Here is a 24,611-nt window from a genome sequence, read left to right as displayed (position 1 = left end):
GTAGGTAGTGGCGGCTGTACACGGAGGCCCCGATGGAGCTCTCGCTTGCGACCCGTGCCGTCGCCGAGCACGCGGTGCTGGAGGTTGGCGGCGAGGTCGACGTCTACACGGCGCCGCGCCTACGTGAGCGGCTCAACGAGTTGATCGACGGCGGCGCGCGGAGCGTGGTGGTCGACCTCAACCGGGTCGATTTTCTCGACTCGACCGGTCTCGGCGTGCTGGTCGGCGCGCACCGGCGGCTACGCCCGCTCGGCGGCAGATGCGCGCTCGCGTGCGACAAGGAGCCGCTCCTCAAGATCTTCCGCATCACCGCCCTGGACCAGGTATTTCCCCTGTATCCCTCGGTAGAGGCGGCGACGGACGCGGCCGGCCCAAGCGCGTGATGTCGACGGTCCGACTCGCGTTCTCGCCGGCACCGGTGCATGTCCGCACCGCCCGGTTGGTCGGTGTGGCCGTGGCCCGGCGCGCCGGCGTGGCCGAGGAGCTGCTCGACGAGGTGCGCCTGGCGATCGGCGAGGCGTGCACGCGGGCGGTGGCGCTGCACCGGCAGTACGGGCTGCCCGACCTCGTGCAGATGGAGATGAGCGACGACGCCAGCTACACGGTGCGGGTGATCGACCGTGCCCCGATCGAGGCAGGGCTGGGCCTGACCGCACTCCCGCCGGACGAGTTGGCCAACGAGTCGCTCACCGACGAGGCTCTGACGGTTGGTGTCGGATTTGCGCTGCTTGCCGGGTTTGTTGATGATCTACAGGTTCGCCCCGTGGATGTCGGCATCGGCACGGAAGTGCGGATGGTCTGGCCCGTCGGGAAGTAAACCGCGGTCGTTCGCGGGCCAAACCAGCTAACACAGCGGCGAACATCACCGTCACACACCTGCTGGGCGGTGTGAGCATGAACACGGTGTGCCGCTACAGTACCCGGGTTATCTGCAAGAACCCGGGTGCGCGGGCGCCAGGGTTCGTTGCGCAATCGCGTGCAGGCGCTCCGCCGGTTCGTCCGCCGGCTGGGCGGAAACGCAACGGCTCAGGAGGACATAGATGTCCGAAAGCTTTGCCGCCGACAGCGGCGGGCTGTCCATCACCGGTTCGAACCTTACGTACGTCATCATCGCGGCGGTCATCGCGCTGGTGGCGCTCGGCTTCGCGGCAGCCCTGGTCAGGGCCGTGCTGGCGGCCGGCAAGGGCACCACCAACATGCAGGAGATCGCCGGCGCCGTGCAGGAGGGCGCCTCGGCGTACCTGCTGCGCCAGTTCAGGGCTCTCGGCATCTTCGTGGTGCTGGCCGTGGTGCTGCTCTTCATTCTTCCGGTGCACGGTGACAGCGACAACGAGACGCTCGTCAAGATCGGTCGTTCGGCGTTCTTCGTCGTGGGCGCGGCGTTCAGCGCGTTCATCGGCGGTGCCGGCATGGCGCTGGCGACGCGGGCCAACCTCCGGGTGGCGGCCGCGGCGCGGGCCAGCGAGGGCGGCCGTGAGGAGGCGATGAAGATCGCCTTCCGTACGGGCGGCGTCGTCGGCTTCCTCACAGTCGGCCTGGGCCTCTTCGGCGCCGCGCTCGTGGTGCTGCTGTACAAGGGCGACGCCCCCACGGTGCTGGAGGGCTTCGGCTTCGGCGCCGCGCTGCTCGCGATGTTCATGCGGGTCGGCGGCGGCATCTTCACCAAGGCCGCCGACGTCGGCGCCGACCTGGTCGGCAAGGTCGAGCAGGGCATCCCCGAGGACGACCCGCGCAATGCCGCGACGATCGCCGACAACGTGGGCGACAACGTCGGCGACTGCGCCGGTATGGCCGCCGACCTCTTCGAGTCGTACGCCGTCACGCTGGTCGCCGCGCTGATCCTCGGCCGGGCGGCCTTCGGCGAGGACGGCCTGGTCTTCCCGCTGATCGTCTCCGGCATCGGCGCGATCATCGCGATCATCGGTGTGTTCATCACCCGCCTGCGCGCCTCGGACCGTTCCGGCCTGACCGCGATCAACCGGGCCTTCTACATCTCCGCGGCCCTCGCGGCCGTCCTGGTGGCCATCGCCTCCTTCCTCTACCTGCCCAGCGATTTCAGCGAGTTCGGTGGGGGCGTGCCGGACCTCGATGGCAACCCGCAGCTCATCGCGATCGGCGCGGTCGTGATCGGCATCGTGCTCGCCGCCGCGATCCAGGCGCTGACCGGCTACTTCACCGAGACCGACAAGCGCCCGGTGCGCGACATCGGCAAGACCTCGGAGACCGGCCCGGCCACCGTCATCCTCGCCGGCATCAGCGTCGGCCTCGAGTCGGCCGTGTACTCGGCGCTGCTCATCGGCGCTGGCGTGTTCGGCGCGTTCCTGCTCGGCGGCGGTTCCATCACGCTCTCGCTCTTCGCCGTCGCGCTCGCCGGCACCGGCCTGCTCACCACCGTCGGCGTGATCGTCGCGATGGACACGTTCGGCCCGATCTCGGACAACGCGCAGGGCATCGCCGAGATGTCCGGCGACATCGACGAGCAGGGCGCCCGCACGCTCACCGAGCTGGACGCGGTCGGCAACACCACCAAGGCGATCACCAAGGGCATCGCGATCGCGACGGCCGTCCTCGCCGCTACCGCGCTCTTCGGGTCGTACCAGGACACGGTGGTCAGCTCGCTCGCCGACGCCGGCTCCGACCTGTCGATCGACGAGCTGCTCAACGTGGCCAACCCGCGCAACCTGGTGGGTCTGATCATCGGTGCCGCGGTGGTGTTCCTCTTCTCCGGCCTGGCCATCAACGCGGTGTCCCGCTCGGCGGGCGCGGTCGTGATGGAGGTGCGCCGCCAGTTCCGCGAGTTCCCCGGGATCATGGACCGCACCCAGCGCCCGGAGTACGGCAAGGTCGTCGACATCTGCACCCGGGACGCGCAGCGCGAGCTGCTCACCCCCGGTCTGCTGGCCGTTCTCGCACCGATCGCGGTGGGCTTCGGGCTGGGCGCCGGCGCGCTCGCCGCGTACCTGGCCGGCGCGATCGGCACGGGCGTGCTCATGGCGGTCTTCCTGGCCAACTCCGGTGGTGCCTGGGACAACGCCAAGAAGCTGGTCGAGGATGGCGCGCACGGCGGCAAGGGCTCCGACTCGCACGCCGCCACGGTCATCGGCGACACGGTGGGTGACCCGTTCAAGGACACCGCCGGCCCGGCGATCAACCCGCTGATCAAGGTGATGAACCTGGTCTCGCTGCTGATCGCCCCGGCTGTCGTCACGTACAGCATCGGCACCGACCAGAACGACGCGCTGCGCATCACGATCGCGGTCGTGGCCCTGCTCGTCGTCGTCGCGGCGGTCGCGTTCAGCAAGCGCAAGCCGGTCGCCATGGGTGACCAAGGGACCGGTAGCGGCGCGACCGACGCCGAGCAGGAGCGCGTGAACGCCTGAGAAACAACCTCTACCACTCGATCAGGGCGTCCCGTGGGTGTACGGGGCGCCCTGATCATTGCTGATGCATCCTTCGCAAACCGCTACGCTGCAACGCATGCGTACGCCCCGCGCGGCTCTGGTCGCACTCACGACGGCGTTCGCGCTGCTGGTCGCGGCGGGCTGCGCGGGAGGTCCGTCGCCACGGGCCTGGGCGGCCAACGTCTGCACCGCGCTGAGCCCTTGGCGCTCCGAGATCAACAACCTGGCAAGCCGGACCCAGCAGCAGATGACCGCCAAGACCACGCCCGCGCAGGCCAAGGAAAATTTGGTGCGCCTGCTGAGCGGCGCCGAGTCGGCCAGCGAGGCGGCCCGCGCCAAGGTCGAGCAGGCGGGCGTGCCGGACGTCGACGGCGGCGAGGCGGTGGCCACGGGATTCCTCCGCTCGCTGACCGCGGTGCGCGACGCGTACGGGCGGGCCCGCCAGGGCATCCAGGGGCTCGACTCGGGGCGTGCCGACCCCTTCTACGACGGCGTCGAGTCGGTCATGAGCACGCTCACCACCGAATACAACGAGAGTGCCCTGGACACCAGCTCGCTCGACTCGGAGGAGCTGCGGGCCGCCTTCGACGAGGTCCCGGAGTGTCGCTGACCCCGGGCGCTCACGAGCCGACCCGGCGGCAGCTCTCGCTCTTCGGGGTGGAGGCCCACGACCCGACCCCAGCCGACCTGTCCGGCCTGCTCGCCGGGCCGGGGCAGGTGGTGCGGATGGGCGGCACCGCTCGAGTCTCGGTCGAGGTCGACGGGGCGTGGCGGGTACACGTGCTCATCGCCGAGCTGGCCCTGCGTGGCCTCCAGGCGACCTGGGAGCTGGCCACCGTCGAGGGACAGCTCGTCGTCCGTACGGCGTACGCCACCACGCTGGCCGCGCTCGGCGCGAGCTGGCTGCGCACGGCGGTCAAGCGCCCGCCGCCCGGCTTCCACCTCGACGGCTCCCGCCTGCGCCTGTGGGCGGCCGCCGCCGGTGGCCCCGACCAGCACGGATACGTGCTCCGGCTGGGCGCCTCCGACGAGCCGTGCTGGGAGGTGGTGGGCGCCGCGCTGGCCGCGGTCGGGCTGCCTCCGGTGCTGCTCGGGCCGCGGGCGGGCGGGCCGGCCTACCGCATCACCGGCCGGCGCCGCCTCGGCCGTCTGGCGGAGCTTGTGGGCGACCGCCCGGCTGCCGCCCCGCCGGCCGAATGGCCTGCTTGATCGGGGGAAACCGCAGCAGGCGAGCGCACCGGGCGACGAAACGGAGGCTGGCCCGGCGTGGCGGTAGCCGACGTCTGGGTTGCGGTTCGGTGTACGGTGTCGCCGACCGGTCTGCGCAACCGCCGGACCGACGGCGCGTTACGTTGGACATCTGCCGTCCGGTTCTGTTACCGGGGGCACGGGAGTCAAGGTAGAGGTCAGGAGAGAAGTGCCGAGCAACGCCAGCAGCCGTCTGGTCATCGTCGAGTCACCGGCGAAGGCCAAGACGATCTCGGGTTACCTGGGCCCGGGATACGTCGTGGAGGCGAGCCTGGGCCACGTGCGTGACCTTCCGCGCAACGCCGCCGACGTGCCGGCTTCGCACAAGAAGGAGCCCTGGGCCCGGCTCGGCGTCGACGTCGACAACGGGTTCGCCGCCCTGTACGTCGTCTCTCCCGACCGGAAAGACCAGATCCGCAAGCTTCGTTCGCTGGTCAAGGAGGTCGACGAGGTCTTCCTCGCCACCGATGAAGACCGCGAGGGCGAGGCCATCGCCTGGCACCTGGTGGAGACGCTGAAACCCAAGGTGCCGGTCCGCCGGATGGTCTTCCACGAGATCACCAGGTCGGCCATCCAGGCGGCGATCGCCAGCCCGCGCGACATCGACCGCGACCTGGTCGACGCGCAGGAGGCCCGCCGCATCCTCGACCGCCTGTACGGGTACGAGGTCTCGCCGGTCCTGTGGAAGAAGGTCATGCCCCGGCTCTCGGCCGGCCGGGTCCAGTCGGTCGCCACGCGCATCGTCGTGGAGCGCGAGCGGCAGCGGATGGCGTTCCGCACGGCCGAGTACTGGGACGTGGCCGCGACGCTGGCCGTCCAGGGACAGGTCGAGGGCCCGCGCACGTTCGGGGCGACGCTGATCGCCCTCGATGGCGACCGCATCGCCACCGGTAAGGACTTCGAGCCGACGACCGGGCGGGTGAAGCCGGGCGCGGCGGTCGTCCACCTCGACGCCGACGGCGCCCGTGGCCTGGCCGCTCGCCTCGACGGGCGGCCGTTCACCGTCACCCGCGTGGAGGAGAAGCCGTACCGGCGCAAGCCGTACGCGCCGTTCATCACCTCCACGCTCCAGCAGGAGGCCGCCCGCAAGCTGCGCCTCTCCTCGCAGCAGACGATGCGGGTCGCGCAGCGGCTGTACGAAAACGGCTACATCACCTATATGCGTACCGACTCGGTCAATCTGTCGGAAACCGCCCTCGCGGCGGCCCGCCGGCAGATCGCCGAGCTGTACGGCGAGCGCAACGTGCCGCCGGAGCCCCGCCGCTACACCGGCAAGGTGAAGAACGCCCAGGAGGCGCACGAGGCGATCCGCCCCGCCGGTGACAACTTCCGCACGCCGGGCGAGGTGGCCAAGGAGCTGGCGACCGAGGAGTTCAAGCTCTACGAGCTGATCTGGCGGCGCACGATCGCCTCGCAGATGACCGACGCGATCGGCTCGTCGGTGTCGGTGCGCATCCGGGCCGTGTCGACCGCCGGCGAGGAGGCCGACTTCGGGGCGACCGGCAAGACGATCACCGACCCGGGCTTCCTGCGCGCGTACGTCGAGTCCTCCGACGACGAAAACGCCGAGGCCGACGACCAGGAGCGGCGGCTGCCCAACCTGGTCAAGGACCAGCCGCTGACCGCCGAGGAGCTGGCCGCGGTGGGGCACACCACGCAGCCCCCGGCGAGGTACACCGAGGCGTCGCTGGTCAAGCAGCTGGAGGAGCTGGGCATCGGGCGCCCGTCGACGTACGCGTCGATCATGGCGACCATCCAGGACCGCGGCTACGTCGCCAAGCGCGGGCAGGCGCTGATCCCGTCGTTCCTCGCGTTCGCGGTGGTGGGGCTGCTGGAGCGGCACTACCCGCGGCTGGTCGACTACAACTTCACCGCCGCGATGGAAAACGAGCTGGACGAGATCGCGGCCGGCGACGCCCAGGCGATCGACTTCCTGACCTCCTTCTACTTCGGCTCTCCGGTCGGCGACGACGGCTCGATCGCGCGTTCCGGCGGCCTGAAGAAGATGGTCACCGAAAACCTCGGCGACATCGACGCGCGCAGCGTCAACTCGATCCCGCTCTTCCGTGACGACGACGGGCGCGACGTGGTGGTGCGGGTCGGCCGCTACGGGCCGTACCTCCAGCGCACGCTGCCCGACGCCGAGCCGGCCACCGAGGGCGACGATCGCGTCTCCATCCCGGAAGGGCTGGCGCCCGACGAGCTGACCCCGGAGAAGGTCGAGGAGCTTTTCCTCGGCGGCGGCGGCGAGCGCAAGCTGGGCGAGCATCCGGAGACCGGCGAGCCGGTGGTGCTCAAGTCCGGCCGCTACGGTCCGTACGTCTCGACCGGCGACCGCAACGCCTCGCTGCTGCGCTCACAGTCGCCCGAGACGGTCACGCTCGAAGAGGCGCTGAAGCTGCTCACGCTGCCCCGGCTGGTCGGCACCGACCCGGAGGGCAACGAGGTCCTGGCGGCGGCGGGTCGCTACGGGCCGTACGTCAAGCGCGGCGACGACTACCGCTCGCTCGACACCGAAGACAAGATCTTCACGGTCACGCTCGACGAGGCGCTGGCGCTGCTGGCCGCCCCGAAGACCCGCCAGCGGCGCGCGGCCGCCGAGCCGCTGCGCGAGCTGGGCGTCGACCCGGTCACCGAAAAGCCGCTGACGATCAAAAACGGGCGTTTCGGCCCATACGTGACCGACGGCGAGACCAACGCGTCGCTCAAGCGCGACCAGACGCCGGAGTCGCTCACCATCGAGCAGGCCTCGGAGATGCTCGCCGACCGCCGGGCCCGGGGTCCCGCCAAGCCGCGCAAGAAGGCGGCCGCGGCGAAGAAGACCACGGCGGCGGATGGCGCGGCGGCGAAGAAGACCACCGCGAAGAAGACCACCGCGGCGAAGAAGGCCGCGCCCGCGAAGAAGGCCGCGCCGAAGAAGGCGGCCGCGAAGAAGGCCGCCGGGCCCGCCGAGTAGTTCGAACATGTGTACGATGGGCGCGTGAATGGCCACGACGTCCCCGACAAGCGTGCCGTCGTCATCCACAGCCTGTCCGGCTTCCACGGGCCGGTCAGGGGCCGGGTGAGGCTGCCGCACCGCATGTTCTGGCACGCCGACCGAGTGTTCGACCTCGACAAGCCAGCCGCGCTCCGCCGGATGTACGAGATCGTGCTCCGCGAGGCACTTTCCTACGACGAGCTGCGCACCTGGCTCGATGTGCCCACCTTGCGCCGGGAGTGGCGCAGCCTGTCGCTGCCGCAGTCGGTCCGCCGCGACTGGGAGCGCCGCCATCCGAGCCTGGCCGCGTAGCCGGGCTGTTCCGAGGGACAGATCTGGGCTGCCGCGACGTCCGTCGTGCTCCGGACCGCCGCGCGGGGTCCCCGGGGAACATGGAGCGCAGCGGAGCGTTTTCTTGGGGTGCTTTCCCGCGGCCTCGCCCTCCGCGTCCACACGACCCTGGCTGGCTCAGGCGCCCAGCACGCGCTCGGTGTACTCGTTGGCGAAGAGGCGGCCCGGGTCGAGGCGGTCGCGCACCGCGAGGAAGTCGTCGAAGTGTGGATACGCCGGGCGCAGCGAGGCCGCGTCCCGATAGTGCAGCTTTCCCCAGTGCGGCCGCCCGCCCAGATCCTGCGCCACTCGTTCGAACGCCCGGAAGTAGGGCTCGTACTCGACGCCCACGTACTGGTGGATGGCGATGTACGCCGACTCGCGCCCGTAGCCGTGCGAGAGCCAGATGTCGTCCGGCGCGGTAAACCGCACCTCGACCGGGATCAGCACCTTGAAGGGCAGCGACGCCACGACCCTGCGCAGCCCGGCGAAGGCGTCGGGGAGGGCGTCGCGCGGCAGGGCGTACTCCATCTCGGTGAAGCGGACCCGGCGCGGGCTGACGAAGGCCGCGTCCGACCGTGCGGTGTAGACCCTGGGGGTGAGTACGCGGGCTTCGGTGCGGGAGATCGTGGGCACGAGCGCGGGCGCCACGCGGCCGAGGCGGCAGAGGCCGCCGAGCACGGTGTTCTGGAGGAAGTCGTCGTCCCACCAGGCCCGCAGCCTCGACAGTGGACGGTCGTCGGCGGGGACGCGGTTATTGCGTTTGGTGAGTGTCCGCTCGGTGTACGGCAGCCAGTAGAACTCGAAATGGTCATTTTCCCCGATGTGCTCGGCCAGCCCGGCCAGCACCGTGTCGAGTGGCGTCGGGCGTTCGTCGGCGTGCAGCACGAAAGCGTCCACACAGCGCAGCTCGACCTCGGTGATCACGCCGAGCGCGCCGAGCCCCACCTGGGCGGCCGCGAAGACCTCCGGGTGCTGGCCGGGGCCGCACCTCACCACCTCGCCGGTGCCGGTGACCAGCGTCAGGCCAGCGACAAACGTGGAGAGGCAGCCGTACGCCGCGCCGGTGCCGTGCGTGCCGGTCGAGATGGCGCCGGCGATCGTCTGCGCGTCGATGTCGCCGAGGTTGGGGAGCGCGAGGCCGTGCGTGGCCAGCGCCGCGTTGAGCGCACGCAGCGACATGCCGGCGGGGGCGGTGACGACCCTCGATTGGAGGTCGACCGAAAGGGTGGATCCCATGGCCGAGAGGTCGATGTGTACGTCATCCGCCAGGGCGATATCCGTGAATGAGTGCCCGCTCCCGACCGCTTTGACCCGACGCCCCTCGGCGGCCGCGTCTTGTACGGCTGCTGTTACCTCGTCGATGCTGGTAGGGCGGGAAATGACGCGTGGTGTGGCGCGCTGGTTGCCGGCCCAGTTGCGCCACGTGACTGTCGTCGAGGCCATCCGACCCTCCGGCTAATTTGAGTAGCATTCATATCAGTGGCGACCACTTCGCGTAAACAGCCGCGATCCGTGGGCCGGGCTCGCTCGTTGACCTGAGTAACGTTCTCATCGTCGAAGGCTTCGAAAGGGAGTGGCGACGAGTGTCGACATCTACCGCGACCGTATCTACCGCGACCATCACCGTCGGGCCGCTGCGCCGCGTCCCGGTCCAGGGACGCAGTGTGGCGCGTGTCCAGCGGATGCTCGACGCCTGCGCCGAGCTCGTCGACGAGGTGGGCTACGAAGGGCTCACCACGACCCTGCTCGCCGAGCGCGCCGGCGTCGCCATCGGATCGGTCTACCAGTTCTTCCCGGACAAGCGGGCCATCGTGCAGGCGCTCACGCTCCGCAACATGGAGGCATACCTCGAGCGCCTCGCCAGCAGTTGGGCCGGCGGCTCGTTCGCCGACTGGTGGGATGGCGTCGACGCGGCCATCGACGAGTACATCGCGATGCACCGCTCGGTCCCCGGCTTCCGCACGCTCCACTTCGGTGACGTCGTCGACGTGCACCTCCTCGACGAGGAGCGTGACAACAACGCGGTGATCGCCGGGCGGGTCGCTCAGGTGCTGGTCGAGCAGTTCGGTGTGGCCGACACGGGCCGGCTGCGGTTTGCCATGGAGATCGCCGTCGAAGCGTCCGACGCCCTGATCAAGCTCGCGTTCCGCCGCCATCCGGATGGCGACGACACGGTGCTCGGCGAGGCCAAGGCCCTGATCCGCGAATACCTCCACCGCCACGTCGACGCCTGACGGCGCCGCGCGGCCCACGCTCACCGCGTCTCCGGGTGCGCTCGCTCGTGTGGTGCCGGCCCGACCCGGCCGGCTGCGCGGCAGGCTCCCGGACTCCCGGCGCTCACAGGAAAGCCTGGCCCTCGCCGCGGTAGGTGGGCACCGTGTCCACCACCTCCGCGCCGTCCACAAGGTGCAGTTCGTTGACGTGTTCGCAGAGTTCGCCGGCCTTGGCGTGGCGAAACCACACTCGGTCGCCCACACGCAGGCCATCGGCAGCGGCACCGCGCAGTGGCGTCTGCACCTCACCGGCGCCTTCCGTGCGGACGAGCCGCAGCCCCGCCGGGAGCCACGGCACCGGCTGGCGGCTCGCGTGAGTCTGGCCGGAGGCGATCCAGCCCCCGCCGGAGACCGTCACGAAGTCGCGTGCGGGGCGGCGGACCACCCCGAGCGCGAAGAACGCCGCCGGCTGTGGGCGCCACGCCCGGTATCCGTCGAAGAGCGCCGGCCCGTACAGCCCGGAGCCGGCGGTCACCTCGGTCACGGCCGGGTCGGCGGCGGTGGCGGAGACGCTGCCCGTACCGCCGCTGTTGAAGAACTCGACGTCGGCGTGCTCCCGCACCGCGGCGAGCGTGGCACCGCGGCGGCGCAGCAGGTCACGGTACGAGCAGCCCTGCATCAGCCGGATCGCCGAGCCGAGGAGGCTCTGCCCGGGCGGGGCGTCGGCGAGCCCGGCGATCTGCGCGTCGTACGCCATCAGCCCCACCAACCGGAAGCCGCGGCGGACGGTGATCTCCCGCGCGACGGCGCCCGCGGCGGCGGCCGTGTGCAGGGGCGAGCGGCGCACGCCGATGTGCAGCCCCAGCGGGCGCCAGGAGCCGTCGAGGTCGAGGCAGACCCGGATCTCCGCGCGGCGGCCGGGCGCGGCGACCACGTCGACCAGGTCGAGCTGCTCCAGGCCGTCGACCATCAGGGTGACGGCCGTGGCCAGGTCAGGGTCGGCGGCCAGCTCGCGCAGCGCGGCCCGGTCGGCGGTCGGGTACGCCACCAGCGCGTCCCGCGTCACGCCGGCGCGGACCAGCCAGATCGCCTCGCCGAGCGTGTACGCCATCACGCCCCGCCAGCCGGGCGTGACAAGCGCGCGACTGAGCAGGGCCCGGCTGCGGACGGACTTGCTGGCGACCCGGACGGGCTTGCCGGCGGCGCGCTGGGCCAGTGCGGAGGCGTTGGCGCCGAAGGCCGAGAGATCGACGACCGCGAACGGCGGATCGAGGTCCGCAGTGGCCTTTTCCAGGCGTTCTCGAAGTGCGTCGCGGGCGGTCGGCGTCACAGGAGCACGCTAACTGTTCAAGGCGGGAAAGCGAAACTCCTTCGCGTATCAATCACACTGTCGAGCGCGCCACCAGGGCGGTCAGGGCGCGCGTTTAGAGTGTCAGCGAAAGCTCGCAGGCGGAGGGACAACGGTCATCGACGCGAATCCCCGCGACGACAGTGGCGACAGCCGCTCTGACGCGTCGACGAAGGCATCGTCGTCGGCCCAGGTTGACCTGTCCGGTTTTGGTGCGCTTCGGTCGGTTCTTCGCATCCGGCCCTTCCGCCGGCTCTGGATGGTCACCGGCGTCGCCTCGCTCGGTGACTGGCTGGGCCTGCTCGCCACCGCCACGTTCGCGTCCGCCCAGGTCTCGGGGAGCGCCGCCAAAGGGCTGGCGTTCGGCTCGGTCATCGCCGTCCGGCTGCTGCCGGCCCTGGTGCTCGGCCCGGTGGCCGGTGTCATGGCCGACCGCTTCGACCGCCGGCTCACGATGGTCATCTGCGACCTGCTGCGTTTCGTGCTGTTCGCGTCGATCCCGGTCGTCGCTCTGTTCTCGGAAAACGCGGGCATCACGGTGGGCTGGGCGGCCATCGCCACGTTCCTCATCGAGACGGTCACGCTGCTCTGGATCCCGGCCAAGGAGGCGGCGGTCCCCAACCTGATCCCGCGCTCCCGGCTCGAGACCGCCAACCAGCTCACGCTCATCACGACGTACGGCATCACGCCCGTCTTCGCCGGCCTCGGCATCGCCGCGCTCGACCGGATCGTGCGCTCGGGCAACACCACGCCGCCGGAGTGGGCCGAGGCGTCCAACCTCGCGCTCTACTTCAACTCGCTCTCCCGCCTCGCGATGGCGCTGGTCGTCTACTTCGGCATCAAGGAGATCAGCGGGCGCGCCCACGACGGTAAGCACACCGGGCAGAGCATGCTGCGGCAGTTCCTCGAGGGCTGGCAGTACGTGGGCAAGACCCCGCTCGTGCGCGGGCTGGTCTTCGGCATCCTCGGCGCCTTCGCGGGCGGGGGCGTCGTGATCGGCACCGCGCAGTTCTTCGCCCGCTCGCTCAACGCCGGTGACGCCGCCTTCTACCTGCTCTTCGGCACGCTCTTCGTGGGGCTGGGAGTCGGCATCGGGCTGGGGCCGGCGGTGGTGCGCGACCTGTCCCGGCGGCGCTGGTTCGGCATGAGCATCGTGCTGGCCGGCGGCTCGGTGCTGGTGCTCGCCGGCGCGATCCACCTCACGATGGCGGTGTTCGGCGCGCTGCTGGTCGGCGCCGGGGCGGGCATGGCCTTCCTCTCCGGCGTCACGCTGCTCGGCGGCGAGGTCGGCGACGAGGTGCGCGGGCGGGTCTTCGCGTTCGTGCAGACCGCGGTGCGGGTCGTGCTGATGCTCGCGATCGCGCTCTCGTCAAGCCTGGTCGGCCTCGGCGGCTCCCGCCAGATCACCATCGCCGACCTGGGCATCTCGATCTCCTCGACCCGGCTGCTGCTGCTCGCGGCCGGGATCTTCGGCATCTTCACCGGCATCAGCGCCTTCCGGCAGATGGACGACAAGCCGGGCGTTCCAGTGCTGGCCGACCTCTGGGGCTCGATCCGTGGCCGCCCGCTGTCGCCGGGGGAAGGGCTGGTCGGGCGGGGCACGTTCGTGGTCTTCGAGGGAGGCGAGGGCGCAGGCAAGTCCACGCAGGTCAACGCGCTCGCCGAGGCACTGCGGGCGGAGGGTCGCGAGGTCGTGGTCACGCGCGAGCCGGGCGCGACCGAGGTGGGGCAGCGCATCCGCAGCCTCGTGCTCGGCAAGCAGCAGACCGGGCTCTCCCCACGCGCCGAGGCACTGCTCTACGCCGCCGACCGGGCCGACCACGTGGCGACCGTCGTACGCCCCGCGCTCAGCCGCGGCGCCGTGGTGATCAGCGACCGCTACGTCGACTCGTCGCTGGCGTACCAGGGGGCCGGGCGCACGCTGCCGGTCGACGAGGTCTCCTGGCTCTCCACCTGGGCCACCGGTGGCCTCAAGCCCGACCTGGTGGTGCTGCTCGACGTGCCGCCGGATGTGGGGCTGGGGCGGGCCGCGCGCCGGGGCGCCGCCGACCGGCTGGAGAGCGAGTCGGTCGCGTTCCACGAGCGCGTGCGGTACGCGTTTCTCGACCTGGCCGCCGCCGAGCCCAAGCGTTATCTGGTGCTCGACGCGACCCGGCCGGCGGAGGAGATCACCGCGGCGGTGGTGGAGCGGGTCGGCGAGTTGATCCCCGACGAGCCGCCGGCCCACGAGATCGCGGAGGCGCTCAACACCGTGGCCGAGGCCGACCTGGAGCGGAGGCCGTCATGAGTGGCGTGTTCGCCGATCTCGTCGGGCAGGACGAGGCGGTCGAGACGTTGCGCCGGGCGGCGGCCGCTGGCGACGAGATCCTCAAAGGAGGGTCCGGCGGCGGCATGACGCACGCCTGGATCTTCACCGGCCCGCCCGGCTCGGGCCGGTCGGTGGCCGCCCGCGCCTTCGCCGCGGCCCTCCAGTGCGTGCACGGCACCGGCTGCGGCGAGTGCCACGGCTGCCACACGACGCTCGCCGGCACGCACGCCGACGTGCGGCTCGTGGTGCCGGAAGGGCTCTCGATCGGCGTCGGCGAGATGCGCGCGCTGGTGCTGCGGGCGGCGAGCGCCCCGTCCGGCGGGCGGTGGCAGGTGGTGGTCATCGAAGACGCCGACCGGCTCACCGAGGCCGCCGGCAACGCGCTGCTCAAGGCCATCGAAGAGCCGCCGCCGCGCACGGTCTTCCTGCTCTGCACGCCCTCCACGCACCCCGACGACATCTCGGTGACGATCCGGTCGCGTTGCCGGGTCGTGCCGCTGCGGCAGCCGCCGGCAAGCGCCGTCGCCACCGTCCTGGCCGGGCGCGACGGCGTCGCGGAAGACGTCGCGCAGTGGGCCGCGGCCGCCGCGCAGGGGCACGTGGGTCGGGCCAAGCGCCTGGCCCGCGACCCGGAGGCGCGCAAGCGGCGCGAGGCGGTGCTCGCCGTGCCTCGGCGGCTGACCGGCGTGGGGGCCTGCTTCGACGCGGCGTCCGCACTGATCGAGGCGGCCGAGGCGGAGGCCGAGGCGGCCGTCGCCGAGACCGACGCGGCCGAGCGGTCCGCGCTGGAGACCGCGCTCGGTGCCGGCGGCACGGGGCGGGGCGCGGCCGGCGCGATCAGGGGCGCCGCGGGCCAGCTCAAAGACCTTGAGCGTCGGCAGAAGTCGCGGGCCACGCGGGCCCAGCGCGACGCGCTCGACCGCGCGCTGGTCGACCTGGCCGGCTTCTATCGCGACGTGCTCACGGTCAAGCTTGGCGCGCCGGTGGCGCCCGTACACACCGACACCGCGCCACTCGCCTCGGCCGCTGCCGAGCGGTGGACGGCGGAGAGCACGTTGCGGCGGCTGGAGGCGATCCTGGCCTGCCGCGACGCGATCGAGGCCAATGTCAAGCCGCGCATCGCCGTCGAGTCGATGATGCTCGCCCTTTGGCGCGGCTGACCCAGCTCACCACGCTCCCGAAAAGCCCACGGACGACGGACAAGACGGGGCAGCGCGCCGCTGCCCTCGCCGGTACGGTCTGAGGTCGAGTTGCCACGTCGGGTGAAAGGGCCTGCATATGGGGCGTGAGATCGACGAGGGCTGGATCGAGGAAGCTGTGGAGCGTTACCGGCGTATCGAAGCGCTTCAAGAGGAGTTCGACCAGGCGGCCCGCGGGTTGAAGGTCACCGTGCACTCGCCCGACGGGCTGGTCGAGCTCGTGATCACGGCTGCCGGGGCGATCACCGACGTGCGCATCACCGGCGCACTCCAGGGCAGGAGCGGCGCGGAGCTCTCGCACTCGATCCAGGCAGCGGTGACCGCCGCCGGCGACGCCGCGCGCTGGGCGCGGGAAAAGCTGCACGCCGAGATGTTCGCCGGCTACCGCCCGCTGCGGGAGGTCTGAGATGGACACTCTGCGCGACCTCGCGGCCGGCTTCGACGAGGCATCCGACGCTCTCACCGCGGCCGGGCGGCGCCTGGCCCACCTGGAGCCGCCGGCCTCCTCGTTCGGCGCGGGCGGGCCGGGGCGGCTCGGCGAGATGGGGCGTGCGCTGCACCGCCAGTGGCTCGACGCCTTCGGCGCGCGGGGGCGGGAGGCGGCCGTCGCGAGCGCCCGGCTGGCCGACGTGGCCGGCGCGCTGCACGCCACCGCCGCCGACTACTCCGGTGTCGACGACACCGCGCGCCGCCGCGTCGGGGAGGCGTGATGGACGCGCTCGACCAGCTCGCCGGCTCGGCCACCGCGCTGCTCGATCGGGTCGACGCCGCGCTCACCACGACCGGCGCGCCCGGTGGTCACCCCATCTGGCCGCTCCTGCGCCGCCTCGGCGCCCTTCCGGGCGCGGCGACCAGCACCATCGCCGGGCTCCGTCCCGCGCCGCTGGCCGCCGCCGGGCCGTCGTTGCGGAGCCTCATCCAGATGTACGAGCAGCGGAGCGAAACCATCGCCGACAGCGGCTCGTGGGAGGGGGCAGGTGCGGAGGTCTTCGCGGCACACCGGGCGGCCCTCTCCGCCCACCTCGGTGAGATGGCCGGCAAGGTCGCCGCGACCGAGGGCTACTCGGCGGCCGTCGCGGAGTGGATCGAGGAGAGCCGTGACGGGCTGGCCCGCGAGCTTGCCGCGGTGCTCGGTTCGCGCGAGGCGGTCACCGTCACCGTCGACCCGATCGGTGTGCCCGCCGCCGTCGCCGCCGCCGAGATCGGGGCGCGCGTGCTGGAGGCGGTCGACGCGGCGTGTGAGCGGGCCGAGGCACTGCTGCGGCGGTGGAGCGGCGACCTCGCGGAGCTGCCGTACCAGCCGCCCGACACGGGGCCGGTGGCCTTCGGACGCACGACCCGGGCCTGATCTCCCGGCCGTTTCCACCAATGGCAACGGCGTCGCGCTCAGAAGCAGCTGGTGCACTCCGGCTGCTCCGGCGGCGACGCCGTGGCCCTTTCCTGCACCCCCCGCAGGTCTGTGGACATCCCACTCAACGCCGCTGTCCGACGTTTGTCGTGGGCAGGTTCAAGGAATCATCCGTAAGTGCGATCGTGAATGGGACGAACCGAGCCGCGCCGCCGCCGACCGGCCATCAGGAGAGAGCCGCCTATCACGACCAGTAGTGCACCGGCGGCCGCGACCCAGCCGACGTTCGCGCCGGTCACAGGGAGTCCACCGGCCGCGCCGGCGGGCGGTGTGGCCGGCGGCGTCGTGGGCGGAGCCGGGCGGCGCGGTGCCAGTACCTGCGCGTCGAGCCGGCCGAGGTGGAGGTCCACCACGCTCGACGATTCGCGGTCGTCCTGCGGGCGGGTAGCCACCTGAAGCCGCACGGTGGTCGCCTCGGCGCGTACCGACTCCTCGCTCACGTCCTTCTTCACCGTGCCCACGGTCACGCGGAGCAGCGAGCCGCCCTGGCCGACCGCGGGCAGGCCGCCCGCCTCCAGCAGCGGAGTGGTGGGCAGGATCGGGAGGCCGAGCGGTCCCGCTTCGCCCCGCCCGGTCACGCCGCGCAGCCGCTCCGGCCGGAGCACGCCGAGCAGGCCGCCCAGCCCGTCCAGCGGTACGTCGAGCACCTGACCGGGCGCGTCGAGCCGGTGCTTGCCGATACCCGGGGCGGAGACCTCCACGATCGGCGCTCGGTACGTCACGTCCGCGCCCACGGTCAGCTCGGCCGAGCGGATCACCTTCACCTTGATCTCGGCGGGGGTGCCGGCGAAGAGCCGCGCTTCGGCCAGCCCTGCCGAGGCGGAGGCCACCGGGCTGCCCCCCGCGTGCAGCCCGGTGGCCGTACGGGTGCGCAGGGCGGCCGGTATCCGCACCAGCGCCACCCCTCCCGGACCAGCCAGCACGTCCGCGCCAGCGACCGTGGCGTTCGTGCGGGTCGCCTCCGCGGGCTTGGTGCCGCAGGCGAGTCCGGAGTTCCAGGTGGCGTACGCCGACAGGTTGCCCGTGCCGGCCGAGGCCACGCCGAGGTTCAAGCGGTTGGCGGGTACGGTCACCGCCTTCGCGTTGTGCGGCGGCGCCTGCTGGTACGCCGACTTGGACAGCTGCCCTCCGCCGGGCAGGTCGATGCCCAGCACCTCCGCGTCGAGGTAGCGCGCCGCCGCGGCCGCCTTGACCGGGCCGGCGAGCGTGTCCATCGCCGAGCGGCTCGAACCGATCCGCAGGTCGGCGACCGGGCCGACGGGCAGGCCCAGCGGGCGAAGGTCGAGCGCGGTGAGGGCCAACAGTTCGGCGCCCGCGCCGGCGGCGTACCCGGTGGGGGTCTCGCAGCCCGGCGCGGCGACGGCGGGCGCCGGCCCGACGACGAGCGTGCTGGCGACGGCGATGGCGGCGATCCTGGACAGCGGCACGGGGGCGACCTCCGGAGGGCGGGGGCGTACGCCGGAGCCCAACGAAGGCATCTGAGCGCGGTTGCGGCGTGGCGATAGGTCCCGTTCGTACGGACGGGCCGGATCGTCCGAATGGTTAGGCTTCAGTGGGGGCCGGATGTCGCCGTAGGGTGGGGTCATGGGGATGCTCTGCGCGGTGAGCTTCAACCGGTACGGCCGGCTCTACTACCTCGACCCCGGCGAGTTCCGCCCGCAGGTCGGCGACCGGGTCCTGGTGCCGACCGACGACGGCACCGAGGTCGCCGAGTGTGTGTGGGCGCCGCAGTGGGTCAGCGAGGAGACCGACGGCTTCCCCAAGCTGGCGGGCCTGGCCACCGAGCGTGACCTGCGCCGCGACGAGGCACAGCGCAAGCGCAAGGCCGAGGCGAAGGTGGCGGCCAAGCGGCTCATCCGCGAGCACGACCTGCCGATGAAGGTGGTGGCCGTCGACCACGTGCAGGAGTCCGGCGGCAGCGGGGCCAATGGCGCGCGCACCACCATCTACTTCACCGCGCCGCACCGGGTCGACTTCCGCTCGCTGGTCCGCGACCTCGGCGCGACACTGCGGTGCCGGGTCGAGCTGCGCCAGCTCTCCGCCCGCGACTCGGCCCGCGTGCAGGGCGGCATCGGCTCGTGCGGCCGCGACCTGTGCTGCGCGACGTTCCTGACCGACTTCGAGCCGGTCACCATTCGCATGGCGAAAGACCAGGATCTGCCGCTCAACCCGCTGCGCATCTCCGGCGCCTGTGGACGGTTGATGTGCTGCCTCAAGTACGAGCATCCGCTCTACCAGAAGTTTCAGGCGTCGGCGCCGGCCGTGGGCAGCCGAGTGTCCACACCGGAGGGTGACGGCCGCGTGGTGGCGCACAGCGTCCCGCGCGACTCGGTGGTGGTGCGCATGGATGCTGACGGGTCGCGGTGCATGTGCAGCCGCGCCTCGGTCTGCGGCCCTCGCAAGGCACACGACGAGGCGTACGGAAGCTAGGGCGTGTCTGGTGGATCTTTGCGGGGCTGCGGCGGGCCCAGACGGCGCCCGGCGGCACCGGACGAAAGGCCACATACAACACCGGTATGCGACCTTCCGCCCGGCACCACCGGACCGCCGCCTGGACCTCGCCTCGCACCCACAAGATCCACCAGACACGCCCTAGGCACATCTGGCGGGGGCGGCGCCCCCGCGTCCCCCACAGGACGACAAAAAGCCCTGGTCACCGAAGTGACCAGGGCTTTTGTCATGCCCCGAGCCGCCTGACGGAATCGAACCGTCGACCTACGCATTACGAGTGCGTCGCTCTGCCGACTGAGCTAAGGCGGCAACGGTGGTCAAGTGTACGGCACGCCGCCCGTCGGGTCGCACCGGTTCCCACCATCGGCTACCCGGGGGCAGCGCATCGACACTTGCCGCGACTAGGCTGCCAGCGGTGAACGACGCTCAGCCGACGGCGCCCCCGCGCCCGCGCACCCTCGATCCCCTCGAGCTCGGCTTCACCCCGCGCAAGCAGGTCCCCTGGCTGGCGCCGTTGCTCCTGCTCAGCACCGGTGTCCGCACGCTCCTCGCCATCCTCTTCGGCGCCTACCTCGACAAGCGCGAGCTGCAAAACGCGCTGCCCGGGCGGATCTACCGGCAGCCGGGGATCGACGGTGAGCTGTGGCTCGACTACGTGGCCGACCTCGGCGACGGTTTCGACGCGACGTACTCGGTGGCGTACCTCCTGGGTCAGCCGGAGCTCGACGTCGACGGGCGGCGACTGCCCCGCGGCCAGGTGCTGGTGATGGGGGGAGACCAGGTCTACCCCACCGCGAGCGGGGCGGCCTACGAAGACCGCTGCAAGGGCCCCTACCAGGCCGCGCTCCCCAGCCCGCCGGCCTCGGGCCCGCGCCCCACGCTCTTCGCGATCGCCGGCAACCACGACTGGTACGACGGGCTGACCGCCTTCCTGCGGCTCTTCGCACGGCGGAAGAACGGCGAGATCGGGGGTTGGCGCACCGAGCAAAACCGGTCGTACTTCGCGACCGAGTTGCCCGCGGGCTGGTGGCTCTTCGGCATCGACGAGCAGTTCGGGGCCTACCTCGACGACCCACAACTGATCTACTTCGAAGAGGCGGCCCGCCAGCTCGGACCCGACGACCGCGTGGTGCTGGTGGTGCCGGCGCCGACCTGGGTGAAGGCGGTCGACAACCCCGAGGCGTACGACGCGGTCGACTACTTCATCCGCACCGTGATCGTCCCGACCGGTGCCCGCGTCCCGGTGATCATCGCAGGTGACCTGCATCACTACGCCCGCTACGCCAACGCCGAGCGGCAGCTCGTCACCTGCGGCGGAGGCGGTGCCTACCTCTACCCCACGCACAAGCTGCCCGGCCGCATCTCGGTGCCACCGCCTGACACGCTCGCCCGGCGGGCCAGCCGCAGCCTGCCGTACGACCTGGCCGGCACCTACCCCGAGCCCGAGCGCTCCCGCCGCTTTTCGTGGGGCATCCTCCGGCGGCTGCCGCTGCGCAACCCCGGCTTCGCCGTCATGCTCGGCCTGCTGCACACGCTGCTGATGCTGCCGATGGTCGGCGTGGTGCACCGCAACGGCGCCAGCGAGACCCGCCTCTTCAGCATCCCGCTCGCCATCATGGTGTTGGTCACATTGGCCGGCGCGGTGCTCTTCGCCAAGCCGCCCAGCGCGAGCGGCAAACGCCACGTGCGGCAGTGGCTGCTCGGTGTCGCGCATGGGCTCGCCCATGTCGGGCTGGCCGTACTGGGCACGTGGGCGTGGTTGCAGCTTCCCCTGGTCGACTGGCCGTGGCCGTTGCCGGTGGTCGCCGCCGCGGTCGTGTACGGCCCGATCGTCGGCTACGCGGCCAGCCTGCTCGTGGCGACGTACCTGCTGGTGGCGGGCTCTCTCGGGGCCAATCTCAACGAGCTGTTCGCCGGGCAGGGCATCGAAGACGCCAAGAGCTTCCTGCGTATACACATCGCCGCCGACGGCACGATGACCATCTATCCGATCGCGGTCGACCGGGTCTGCCGCGGCTGGCGGGCAAATCCGGAGGGAACGCCCGACTCGCCCTGGGTCGTGCCCACCGACCCGCTGACCGCCCGCCTGGCCGAGCCGCCGGTGGTGATCCGCTGAGCTGCGGCGACGCTCTGTACCGCATGGTGCACGCGAGCGGGTGAGGAGGGGTGGGACGGCTGCTCAGGCGCGTATGTTTGGTGGACGGCTCCTCGGGTACCGCATCGACGTCTTTGACAGCGCCTACCGGTCGGAAGTGCGGGCATCATGCAGACGCGACTCAACATCTCCGGTCATCCGGTTCACCCCTTGATGATGACCCTGCCCCTCGGGCTGATCGTTGTCGCCGTCCTCTTCGACTTCGGCGCGCTCCTGGGGCTCGGCTTCCTCGGCCAGGTCGGCTACTGGACGCTGGTGGCCGGGCTGTTCGCCGCGATCCTGGCGGTCGGTGCCGGGCTGGTCGACCTGTGGGACGTGCCGGCCGGCGCGGGCAAGCGGCGCGTCGTGGCGTACGAGCTGGTCAACCTCGGCATGGTCGCGCTCTTCGCGATCGTCTGCCTGGCCCGGGTCGACAACCAGGCCGGTGCGCCCACGGCCGGCATCTTCCTGGTCGAGTTGGTCGCGCTCGCGGCCGGTGGATACGGCGCCTGGCTGGGCGCCTCGATGGTCCGCGACTTCCGGATCGGCGCCGAGCCGGCCGACGACCTGCCGACTGAGGTGATCTTCCCGATCGACGCTCGGCGACCACGGCCACCGCAGCCCCGCGCCCCCCGCTCGGCCCGCACCGCGTCCACCTGGGACAGGCGCTGAGGAGTCCTCCCGCACGTTTGCTCACCCCACGCGGGGGAAGGACGTAGCGGAGAGGAGGTCGGAAGACAATGCCTACGAAATTGCAGGGCAAGCGGATAGCCTTCCTCGCCACCGACGGGGTGGAGGAGGTCGAGTACACGCAGCCGCGGGAGGCGATCGAGCAGGCGGGCGGCCAGCCCGAGCTGATCTCGATCAAGCCGGGGCAGATCCAGGCGTTCCAGCACCTGGACAAGTCAGGCACGTACCCGGTCGACCGGACGGTGTCCGACGCAAACCCGGACGACTACGACGCGCTCGTGCTGCCCGGCGGCGTGGCGAACCCAGACGCGCTGCGGACCCATCCGGACGCGGTGCGGTTCGTGAAGTCGTTCTTCGACTCGCACAAGCCGGTCGCCGCGATCTGCCATGCCCCCTGGATGCTGGTCGAGGCCGGCGTGGTGGACGGTCGCACCGTCACCTCGTGGCCGAGCCTCCGCACCGACCTGAGCAACGCCGGCGCCAACTGGGTCGACGCGCGAGTGCACGTCGACAACGGCCTGGTGACCAGCCGCAAGCCCGACGACCTGCCGGCCTTCTGCGACAAGATGGTGGAGGAGATCGCCGAGGGCAAGCACTGAGGTGGCGGCCTCCGCACGGGTCGCCTCGCGCGGAGGCTGAGCGCCGGTGGAAAGCGCGGGTCGCCCTGGGCGGAGGCTGAGCGCTGGTGGGAAAGCGCGGTTCAGGTCCCAACCACCGCAAACAGGTTGAGACTGGCACCATGACCACCGCCGACGAGACCCGGCCGGGCCTCAGCCATCGGCAGATCCTCCTCCTCATGGCCGGCCTCATGACCGGCATGCTGCTCGCGGCGCTCGACCAGACCATCGTCGGTACGGCACTGCCCACCATCGTCGGTGAACTCGGCGGGATCGATCACTACTCGTGGGTCGTCACCGCGTACCTGCTGGCGTCGACCGCCTCCACGCCGCTCTACGGCAAGATCTCCGACCTGTACGGCCGCCGCCCGGTCTTCCTCTTCTCCATCGGTACGTTTCTGGCCGGCTCGCTGCTCGCCGGGCTGTCCCGGGACATGACCCAGTTGATCGTCACGCGCGGCATCCAGGGGCTGGGCGCGGGCGGGCTGATGACGCTCGCGTTCACGATCATCTCGGACGTGGTCTCACCCCGCGAGCGTGGCCGGTACCAGGGCCTCTTCGGCGCGGTCTTCGGCATCGCCTCGGTCGCCGGGCCGCTGGTCGGCGGCTACTTCGCCGAGCACAACTGGCGGTGGATCTTCTACATCAACGTGCCGCTGGGAGTACTGGCGATCGTCGTCTGCTACCACGTGATGCGACTGGTCCCGTTTCACCGCCGCCGGCACGCGATCGACTGGCTGGGCGCGGCGTTCATGGTTGCCGCGGTGAGCTGCCTGCTGCTGGGGCTGAGCTGGGGCGGCAACCAGTATCCGTGGGGGTCGCCCACGATCGTCGGGCTCTTCGTCGCGGGCGGCGTGGCGGCGGCGCTCTTCCTGCTCCAGGAGAGGCGCGCCAGTGAGCCGATCCTGCCGCTGAAGCTCTTCCGCCGGGCCACCTTCGCGCTCGCCAACGCCGCCGGGTTCGTACTCGGTCTGGTGATGTTCGGTTCGATCATCTTCATCCCGCTGTATCTCCAGATCGTCAAGGGCGCGACGCCGACCCGCAGCGGCCTGCTGATGCTGCCGATGATGGCCGGCGTGATCGTCACCTCGGTGCTCACCGGGCGGGCGATGAGCCGGATCGGCCGGTACAAGTGGTTTCCGGTAGCCGGCTCTGTCGTGCTGGCCGCGGGCATGCTGCTCTTCACCCAACTGCACGTCGACACGTCGCTGTGGCTGGCGTTCGGCTACATGGTCGTGATCGGCGTGGGGCTCGGCCTGAGCATGCAGTCGCTGGTCCTCGCGGTGCAGAACGCGGTGGACATGCGCGACCTGGGCGCCGGCACTTCCGCCGTCACGTTCTTCCGTTCGCTGGGCGGCTCGTTCGGCGTGGCGATCCTCGGCGCGGTGCTCTCCTCCCGGCTCAGCGCGGACCTCGCCGAGCGGCTGCCGAGCGCGATCAGCCGGCTCACGCCCGAGGAGGCGGCGCGGCTGCAGGCGTCCGGCGGCGCGGCGAACTTCTCGATCAACGAGCCGGCGGTGATCCGGGCGCTGCCCGGGCCGCTGCGGGAGGCGGTGCAGATGTCGTTCGTGGACGCGCTGCACATGGTCTTCCTCATCGCCGGCCTGATCGCGATCGTGGCGGTCGGGGTGACGCTCGCGCTGCCCGACCGGGAGCTGCGCGGCGCCGCGCCCACCACCGACGAGGAGAGCGCCGCCAACGCGGAAGCCCGCGCCCAGACGCTGATCTGAGCGCTACTTGAGCACCATCTGTCCGGTGCGCTCGAAGGCGGCGAGGTCGGCGAGCGACTCGTACACGCTCCGGGAGAGCGGCTGCGGCGCCTCCTCGGGGTGGAAGAAGCCCGCGTCGATGGTCTCGTCGGTGACCCGTGCCAACTGGCCCGCCCACCGGTCGATCCGGAACGCGGTCACGAAGAGCTGGTAGGTGTCCGAGTACATGTTGGTGAACGTGTACGCGGGGCCGGTGTAGAAGGCGAACGGGGTCACCTCGGCCGCGCGCAGCCCGGTCTCCTCGTACACCTCCCGCACCGCACACTCGGCGATCGACTCGCCCAGCTCCATCGCGCCCGCCGGGACCGCCCAGATGCCGTTGTCGCGGCGGCGGATCAGCAACACACGACCGTCGTCGTCGAAGACGATGCCGCGTGCGCCGACGAAGAGCAGGGTGCGGTCGCCGGCCAGCGCGCGCAGTTGGCCGAGGTAGGACTCCGCCCAGGGGATGCTCGCCACGGCCCGATCCTAGGGCCTGCCCCGAGCCCTTCCGTTGGTGTGATCCAGGCCACTAG

The 24,611-nt window shown here is 71.5% G+C and carries 22 protein-coding genes and 1 tRNA gene; 18 read left to right on the top strand and 5 right to left on the bottom strand.

Annotated features, from left to right (window positions below):
• Window positions 1-32 precede the first annotated feature (32 nt).
• The 7 genes from ACFFIA_RS03610 to ACFFIA_RS03580 all read left to right on the top strand — a co-directional run bounded on the left by ACFFIA_RS03610 (window position 33) and on the right by ACFFIA_RS03580 (window position 7,938).
• The gene (locus ACFFIA_RS03610) at window positions 33-383 is read left to right on the top strand and encodes an STAS domain-containing protein (protein WP_377245169.1); all 351 of its coding nucleotides are present in this window, start codon (window positions 33-35) and stop codon (window positions 381-383) included.
• On the top strand, window positions 380-817 hold the full coding sequence (locus tag ACFFIA_RS03605) for an ATP-binding protein (protein ID WP_377245166.1): 438 nt from the start codon (window positions 380-382) through the stop codon (window positions 815-817). Before ACFFIA_RS03610 ends, ACFFIA_RS03605 begins: the two co-directional genes overlap by 4 nt.
• Window positions 818-1,040: 223 nt before the next feature.
• Window positions 1,041-3,380: a sodium-translocating pyrophosphatase gene (locus ACFFIA_RS03600; RefSeq protein WP_377245163.1), complete on the top strand. Its 2,340-nt coding sequence runs from the start codon at window positions 1,041-1,043 to the stop codon at window positions 3,378-3,380.
• 97 nt (window positions 3,381-3,477) lie between these two features.
• Window positions 3,478-4,011, top strand: coding sequence for a hypothetical protein (locus ACFFIA_RS03595; RefSeq protein ID WP_377245160.1), 534 nt, complete (start codon window positions 3,478-3,480; stop codon window positions 4,009-4,011).
• A complete protein-coding gene (locus ACFFIA_RS03590) occupies window positions 4,002-4,610 on the top strand; it encodes a hypothetical protein (RefSeq protein WP_377245157.1) in 609 nt (202 codons plus the stop codon). The genes ACFFIA_RS03595 and ACFFIA_RS03590 overlap by 10 nt, the downstream gene beginning before the upstream one ends.
• Before the next feature lie 208 nt (window positions 4,611-4,818).
• Window positions 4,819-7,605, top strand: coding sequence for a type I DNA topoisomerase (topA, locus tag ACFFIA_RS03585; protein WP_377245154.1), 2,787 nt, complete (start codon window positions 4,819-4,821; stop codon window positions 7,603-7,605).
• Window positions 7,606-7,629: 24 nt separating this feature from the next.
• The gene (locus ACFFIA_RS03580) at window positions 7,630-7,938 is read left to right on the top strand and encodes a hypothetical protein (protein WP_377245151.1); all 309 of its coding nucleotides are present in this window, start codon (window positions 7,630-7,632) and stop codon (window positions 7,936-7,938) included.
• Window positions 7,939-8,094: 156 nt separating this feature from the next.
• On the opposite strand, the gene ACFFIA_RS03575 is transcribed toward ACFFIA_RS03580, so the two are convergent.
• Window positions 8,095-9,402 (bottom strand): D-arabinono-1,4-lactone oxidase, encoded by a 1,308-nt coding sequence (locus tag ACFFIA_RS03575; RefSeq protein ID WP_377245148.1) that lies wholly within the window; start codon window positions 9,400-9,402, stop codon window positions 8,095-8,097.
• Between the two features lie 239 nt (window positions 9,403-9,641).
• Between ACFFIA_RS03575 and ACFFIA_RS03570 the strand changes: the two genes are divergently transcribed.
• Entirely contained in the window at window positions 9,642-10,193 is a 552-nt protein-coding gene (locus tag ACFFIA_RS03570) for a TetR/AcrR family transcriptional regulator (RefSeq protein ID WP_377245699.1), read from the top strand.
• 103 nt (window positions 10,194-10,296) lie between these two features.
• Here ACFFIA_RS03570 and ACFFIA_RS03565 read toward each other — a convergent pair whose 3' ends face one another.
• Window positions 10,297-11,502, bottom strand: coding sequence for an amino acid deaminase/aldolase (locus ACFFIA_RS03565; protein WP_377245145.1), 1,206 nt, complete (start codon window positions 11,500-11,502; stop codon window positions 10,297-10,299).
• A gap of 277 nt (window positions 11,503-11,779) precedes the next feature.
• On the opposite strand from ACFFIA_RS03565, the gene tmk reads away from it, so the two are divergent.
• From tmk to ACFFIA_RS03540, 5 genes are all read left to right on the top strand, one after another.
• Window positions 11,780-13,807 carry a dTMP kinase gene (gene tmk, locus ACFFIA_RS03560; RefSeq protein WP_377245142.1) on the top strand — a complete coding sequence of 676 codons (2,028 nt, stop codon included), beginning with the start codon at window positions 11,780-11,782 and terminating at the stop codon, window positions 13,805-13,807.
• On the top strand, window positions 13,804-14,988 hold the full coding sequence (locus ACFFIA_RS03555) for a DNA polymerase III subunit delta' (protein ID WP_377245139.1): 1,185 nt from the start codon (window positions 13,804-13,806) through the stop codon (window positions 14,986-14,988). Before tmk ends, ACFFIA_RS03555 begins: the two co-directional genes overlap by 4 nt.
• 118 nt (window positions 14,989-15,106) lie before the next feature.
• Window positions 15,107-15,433 carry a YbaB/EbfC family nucleoid-associated protein gene (locus ACFFIA_RS03550; protein WP_377245135.1) on the top strand — a complete coding sequence of 109 codons (327 nt, stop codon included), beginning with the start codon at window positions 15,107-15,109 and terminating at the stop codon, window positions 15,431-15,433.
• A gap of 1 nt (window position 15,434) precedes the next feature.
• Window positions 15,435-15,737: a hypothetical protein gene (locus tag ACFFIA_RS03545; RefSeq protein ID WP_377245132.1), complete on the top strand. Its 303-nt coding sequence runs from the start codon at window positions 15,435-15,437 to the stop codon at window positions 15,735-15,737.
• Window positions 15,737-16,375, top strand: a complete 639-nt coding sequence (locus ACFFIA_RS03540) for a hypothetical protein (protein WP_377245129.1) — start codon at window positions 15,737-15,739, stop codon at window positions 16,373-16,375. The genes ACFFIA_RS03545 and ACFFIA_RS03540 overlap by 1 nt, the downstream gene beginning before the upstream one ends.
• Before the next feature lie 167 nt (window positions 16,376-16,542).
• On the opposite strand, the gene ACFFIA_RS03535 is transcribed toward ACFFIA_RS03540, so the two are convergent.
• A complete protein-coding gene (locus tag ACFFIA_RS03535) occupies window positions 16,543-17,862 on the bottom strand; it encodes an LPXTG cell wall anchor domain-containing protein (RefSeq protein WP_377245126.1) in 1,320 nt (439 codons plus the stop codon).
• A 157-nt stretch (window positions 17,863-18,019) separates the two neighbouring features.
• Between ACFFIA_RS03535 and ACFFIA_RS03530 the strand changes: the two genes are divergently transcribed.
• The gene (locus tag ACFFIA_RS03530) at window positions 18,020-18,865 is read left to right on the top strand and encodes a PSP1 domain-containing protein (RefSeq protein ID WP_377245123.1); all 846 of its coding nucleotides are present in this window, start codon (window positions 18,020-18,022) and stop codon (window positions 18,863-18,865) included.
• Window positions 18,866-19,122: 257 nt separating this feature from the next.
• On the opposite strand, the gene ACFFIA_RS03525 is transcribed toward ACFFIA_RS03530, so the two are convergent.
• Window positions 19,123-19,195 (bottom strand) — tRNA-Thr (locus ACFFIA_RS03525).
• 4 nt (window positions 19,196-19,199) lie between these two features.
• Here ACFFIA_RS03525 and ACFFIA_RS03520 point away from each other — a divergent pair.
• The 4 genes from ACFFIA_RS03520 to ACFFIA_RS03505 all read left to right on the top strand — a co-directional run bounded on the left by ACFFIA_RS03520 (window position 19,200) and on the right by ACFFIA_RS03505 (window position 24,057).
• Window positions 19,200-21,002 (top strand): metallophosphoesterase, encoded by a 1,803-nt coding sequence (locus ACFFIA_RS03520; protein ID WP_377245120.1) that lies wholly within the window; start codon window positions 19,200-19,202, stop codon window positions 21,000-21,002.
• A gap of 147 nt (window positions 21,003-21,149) precedes the next feature.
• On the top strand, window positions 21,150-21,692 hold the full coding sequence (locus tag ACFFIA_RS03515; protein WP_377245117.1) for a DUF2231 domain-containing protein: 543 nt from the start codon (window positions 21,150-21,152) through the stop codon (window positions 21,690-21,692).
• Window positions 21,693-21,760: 68 nt separating this feature from the next.
• A complete protein-coding gene (locus ACFFIA_RS03510) occupies window positions 21,761-22,309 on the top strand; it encodes a type 1 glutamine amidotransferase domain-containing protein (protein ID WP_377245114.1) in 549 nt (182 codons plus the stop codon).
• Window positions 22,310-22,449: 140 nt separating this feature from the next.
• Window positions 22,450-24,057 (top strand): MDR family MFS transporter, encoded by a 1,608-nt coding sequence (locus ACFFIA_RS03505; protein ID WP_377245111.1) that lies wholly within the window; start codon window positions 22,450-22,452, stop codon window positions 24,055-24,057.
• A 3-nt stretch (window positions 24,058-24,060) separates the two neighbouring features.
• Here the strand turns inward: ACFFIA_RS03505 and ACFFIA_RS03500 are convergent, their stop codons facing one another.
• Window positions 24,061-24,555, bottom strand: coding sequence for an NUDIX domain-containing protein (locus tag ACFFIA_RS03500; protein ID WP_377245108.1), 495 nt, complete (start codon window positions 24,553-24,555; stop codon window positions 24,061-24,063).
• Between the last annotated feature and the right edge of the window lie 56 nt (window positions 24,556-24,611).

Source organism: Phytohabitans kaempferiae, assembly GCF_042433955.1.
Lineage (GTDB): Bacteria > Actinomycetota > Actinomycetes > Mycobacteriales > Micromonosporaceae > Phytohabitans > Phytohabitans kaempferiae.
This window is presented reverse-complemented; position numbering and strand designations above follow the sequence as displayed.

Excerpts from the sequence above, each read along its gene's own strand:
- ACFFIA_RS03610 (WP_377245169.1), top strand. The coding sequence starts at position 33 with ATGGAGCTCTCGCTTGCGACCCGTGCCGTCGCCGAGCACGCGGTGCTG.
- ACFFIA_RS03600 (WP_377245163.1), top strand. The coding sequence starts at position 1,041 with ATGTCCGAAAGCTTTGCCGCCGACAGCGGCGGGCTGTCCATCACCGGT.
- ACFFIA_RS03595 (WP_377245160.1), top strand. The coding sequence starts at position 3,478 with ATGCGTACGCCCCGCGCGGCTCTGGTCGCACTCACGACGGCGTTCGCG.
- ACFFIA_RS03575 (WP_377245148.1), bottom strand. The coding sequence starts at position 9,402 with ATGGCCTCGACGACAGTCACGTGGCGCAACTGGGCCGGCAACCAGCGC.
- ACFFIA_RS03570 (WP_377245699.1), top strand. The coding sequence starts at position 9,642 with ATGCTCGACGCCTGCGCCGAGCTCGTCGACGAGGTGGGCTACGAAGGG.
- tmk (WP_377245142.1), top strand. The coding sequence starts at position 11,780 with ATGGTCACCGGCGTCGCCTCGCTCGGTGACTGGCTGGGCCTGCTCGCC.
- ACFFIA_RS03555 (WP_377245139.1), top strand. The coding sequence starts at position 13,804 with ATGAGTGGCGTGTTCGCCGATCTCGTCGGGCAGGACGAGGCGGTCGAG.
- ACFFIA_RS03550 (WP_377245135.1), top strand. The coding sequence starts at position 15,107 with ATGGGGCGTGAGATCGACGAGGGCTGGATCGAGGAAGCTGTGGAGCGT.
- ACFFIA_RS03545 (WP_377245132.1), top strand. The coding sequence starts at position 15,435 with ATGGACACTCTGCGCGACCTCGCGGCCGGCTTCGACGAGGCATCCGAC.
- ACFFIA_RS03540 (WP_377245129.1), top strand. The coding sequence starts at position 15,737 with ATGGACGCGCTCGACCAGCTCGCCGGCTCGGCCACCGCGCTGCTCGAT.
- ACFFIA_RS03530 (WP_377245123.1), top strand. The coding sequence starts at position 18,020 with ATGGGGATGCTCTGCGCGGTGAGCTTCAACCGGTACGGCCGGCTCTAC.
- ACFFIA_RS03515 (WP_377245117.1), top strand. The coding sequence starts at position 21,150 with ATGCAGACGCGACTCAACATCTCCGGTCATCCGGTTCACCCCTTGATG.
- ACFFIA_RS03510 (WP_377245114.1), top strand. The coding sequence starts at position 21,761 with ATGCCTACGAAATTGCAGGGCAAGCGGATAGCCTTCCTCGCCACCGAC.
- ACFFIA_RS03505 (WP_377245111.1), top strand. The coding sequence starts at position 22,450 with ATGACCACCGCCGACGAGACCCGGCCGGGCCTCAGCCATCGGCAGATC.